Source organism: Synechococcus sp. H55.2 (assembly GCF_047462495.1).
In the GTDB taxonomy this organism is placed as follows: domain Bacteria; phylum Cyanobacteriota; class Cyanobacteriia; order Thermostichales; family Thermostichaceae; genus Thermostichus.
The window spans coordinates 37503-40415 of sequence record NZ_JANSJH010000012.1; the positions used below are offsets into that span (position 1 = coordinate 37503).

At 61.7% G+C, this 2913-nt stretch carries 4 protein-coding genes; all 4 read right to left on the reverse strand.

Going from position 1 to position 2913, the window contains the following annotated elements; translation table 11 throughout:
- Positions 1-2: 2 nt before the first annotated feature.
- The 4 genes from NW844_RS03050 to NW844_RS03065 all read right to left on the reverse strand — a co-directional run bounded on the left by NW844_RS03050 (position 3) and on the right by NW844_RS03065 (position 2911).
- Complete coding sequence (locus NW844_RS03050; protein ID WP_414333373.1) at positions 3-242, reverse strand: DNA-directed RNA polymerase subunit omega; 240 nt, start codon at positions 240-242, stop codon at positions 3-5.
- Positions 243-320: 78 nt separating this feature from the next.
- Complete coding sequence (locus NW844_RS03055; RefSeq protein WP_414333364.1) at positions 321-1232, reverse strand: cell division protein FtsX; 912 nt, start codon at positions 1230-1232, stop codon at positions 321-323.
- Between the two features lie 63 nt (positions 1233-1295).
- Positions 1296-2111, reverse strand: a complete 816-nt coding sequence (locus NW844_RS03060; RefSeq protein ID WP_414333366.1) for a cell division ATP-binding protein FtsE — start codon at positions 2109-2111, stop codon at positions 1296-1298.
- 44 nt (positions 2112-2155) lie between these two features.
- A complete protein-coding gene (locus NW844_RS03065; RefSeq protein WP_414333367.1) occupies positions 2156-2911 on the reverse strand; it encodes a WecB/TagA/CpsF family glycosyltransferase in 756 nt (251 codons plus the stop codon).
- Between the last annotated feature and the right edge of the window lie 2 nt (positions 2912-2913).

Here is a 2913-nt window from a genome sequence, read left to right on the forward strand (position 1 = left end):
AGCTACTCGTCGCCGATGATTTCCGGCTCAGTCAGTTCATCCGACATCTCGATGACGGCGCGGCGGATGGGCTTCATCCAGCCATCTTCCAGATCGTCGGGATCGTCGTAGCGACGGCGCTTGGCCCGGTTGGCCACCTGTACTGTGATGCGGTAGCGATTTTTGGAGGCGTTGATCAGAGCCTCTACCCGACGCATCAGCTCGTCGTTGTCGATAGCCAGTTGATGCTTGCGTGGGGCCATCATCGCAGTTTTAACCTTGGCATCTATTGTTACAGGGGATCCTGATTTTAGCAGAGAACCGGCCAATCCTTCCCTTGCTCAGCGCCCGACCGACTTACGCACTGCGATCAAGCTGCTGCCGGTGCCCAGAAAAACCCCCATCCCCAACAGCAGCAGCGGCAAGAACCAAAACTCCAGTTGGCCGGGATCCGCCTGCATCACCTTGAGAAAGGGCAAGGCGATCAACCGCTCCAGCACCTCCTGCAGCAACTGTCGGGATCCCAGAACCAAGCCCCAAGCCCCTAGCGCGCTGATCACCCCGAACAGGCAGCCCTGCAAAATAAAGGGCAAGTAAATCCAAGCTGCCGTTGCCCCCACCAGTTGCATCACCTCGATCTCCCGCCGCCGCGCCATGACGATCAGCCGAATGGTGGTGGTGATCACAGCCACCGCCGTCAGGGCCAACACCCCGGTGATGCCCAGGGATCCCAGCCGCAGCATCTCCTGAATTTGGGCCAGTTGTTCCACGATGCGGCTGCCGTAGTACACCTCGTCTACCCCTTCCAATTGGCGAATCTGTGCCGCCACCTCCCCCAGGGCTTCGGCGGAATCCGCCTTGACCCGCAGGGCATCCACCAAAGGGTTCTCCCCCAACTGGGTTTCCATCGCCGCCTCATCCTGGATCCCCATCTCGATGAGGAGGGTGCGCCAAGCTTGGTCTTTGGTGATGACCTTCACCGCCACCACGTGGGGCAATTGGGCGACCTGGGGCTGCAACTCCACCCCTTGGCGTTCCGGCTCCAGATAGACGGAGATCTCCAGTTGCTCCCCCAGGGATCGCACCGTCGCATCCACCCCCCAAGACAGCTCCACGCCGATCCCCACCAAAAACAGCAACACCAGCAGGGTGCTCACCGCCGCCCAGTTCAGCCAGCCTCCCCGCCGCAACCCCAAAAAAGTCTCTTGCAGGAGATAGCGAATCTTGTTGAGAAATCGGGAGAGAGATTGCATGCTGTTTACCGCCCAACACTGCCAGTAAACCCAATCTTCGGGATTCCCGCCCTATGCAGCGCCTCAGCGCAGATCATACAGGCGTCCTCCTTCCATGCGCACCACCCGGTGGCCGGCCCGCTCCACCAGATGGGGGTCGTGGCTGGTCATGATGACAGTCACCCCAAAAGAATTGAGCCGCTCCAAAATCTGGAGAACCAAGAGCGAGTTTTCCGGATCCAGGTTCCCCGTCGGCTCGTCTGCCAGCAGCAGCACCGGCATGTTAACAATGGCACGGGCCAGGCTGAGGCGCTGCTGTTCTCCTCCCGAAAGCTCATGGGGAAAGCGATCCCGCTTTTCGGTCAGCCCCACCATCTTCAAAGTCGGCCCGATGCGGCGGCGGATTTCGGCGGGGGACAGCCCTTGGGCGCGCAGCACAAAGGCCACATTTTCCGCCAGGGTGCGGTTGGCCAACAGGCGATAGTCTTGAAAGACCACCCCCAAGCGCCGCCGCAGCATCGCCAGCGGACGGGGTGGAATGCGGTAGGGCCGCCGCCCTTCCGAAGAACATAGGCACACCTGATCCACCACAACCGTGCCCTCGGTGGCCTGTTCGTCCCCGTAGAGCAGTCGCAAGAGGGTGGACTTGCCCGCTCCCGACACGCCGGTAACAAACACGAACTCGCCGCGGCGCACCTCCAGGTTCACATCCTGAAAAATCAAGTTGCCGTTGGGGAAGACCTTGCTCACGCCCCGCAGGGACACCATGCTGGCTGGGGCCTGCAAAGATCCCGGCTGGGTGCTGCTGTACAAGCTCAAGGGGGCCAGATGAGGAGTGGGAGCTGTACCGGCCCAACGGTGAACGCGAGGGGAATAGCCGATGTGCTGACCAAGCATCATAAGGAAGCGCCTACAAAAGAGGAAGACGAGGAAGCGCCGGCAGGCTAGGGGCGCCAGCGAGAAGCGGGATCCCACAGCACCCGCCAGGCAAACCTGGGCAAAGCCAACATGCGTCGCCAGCGCCAAGGTTCCTGATAGAGACGATACAACCATTCCAGGTGATGGTCACGCCACCAGCGGGGGGCTCGCCGTTTTTGGCCGGCCCAAATGTCGAAGCTGCCCCCCACCCCCATCCAGATGGCCTGGGGCAAGAGGCTGCGCCATCTCTGGATCCACAGCTCCTGGCGCGGGGAGCCCAGCCCCACCCACACCAGTTGCGGCTGGAAGTCCTGGAGAGTGTGCAGCAGGTTTTCTTCCTCGGCAGGGGAGAAGTAGCCGTGGTAGCCCCAAATGGACAGAGAGGGAAAGCAAGCGTGCCAATGTTGAATCGCTGCCCGGTTGACTTCCGGCCTTCCCCCCACCAAGGCCAAGCGCCACCCCCGTTCTGCCGCCAGCGCGATCAGGGCTTCGGCCAGCTCGATCCCCGGCACCCGCTGGACGCGGATCCCCTGCCGCCGCAAAGCCCACACCACCCCCGCCCCATCTGGGATCACCAGCTCTGCTCGTTGTAGCACCTGGGCAAAGGCCGGATCCCGCTGCGCCTGCATGATCATCTCTGGGTTACAAGTAACCACCTGGGCGCCCTGCCTCTCCTGAATACGCGCCTCGATCCAGGTGGCATAGCTCTGTAGACTGGCTTCTGGCAGAGCCAGGTGTAGGTTCACACCCAGAATTGAATGGCTTGCTAACGACACCACCACCG

Coding starts and splice junctions, on each gene's coding strand:
- NW844_RS03060 (WP_414333366.1), bottom strand. CDS start 2,111: ATGATGCTTGGTCAGCACATCGGCTATTCCCCTCGCGTTCACCGTTGG.
- NW844_RS03050 (WP_414333373.1), bottom strand. CDS start 242: ATGGCCCCACGCAAGCATCAACTGGCTATCGACAACGACGAGCTGATG.
- NW844_RS03055 (WP_414333364.1), bottom strand. CDS start 1,232: ATGCAATCTCTCTCCCGATTTCTCAACAAGATTCGCTATCTCCTGCAA.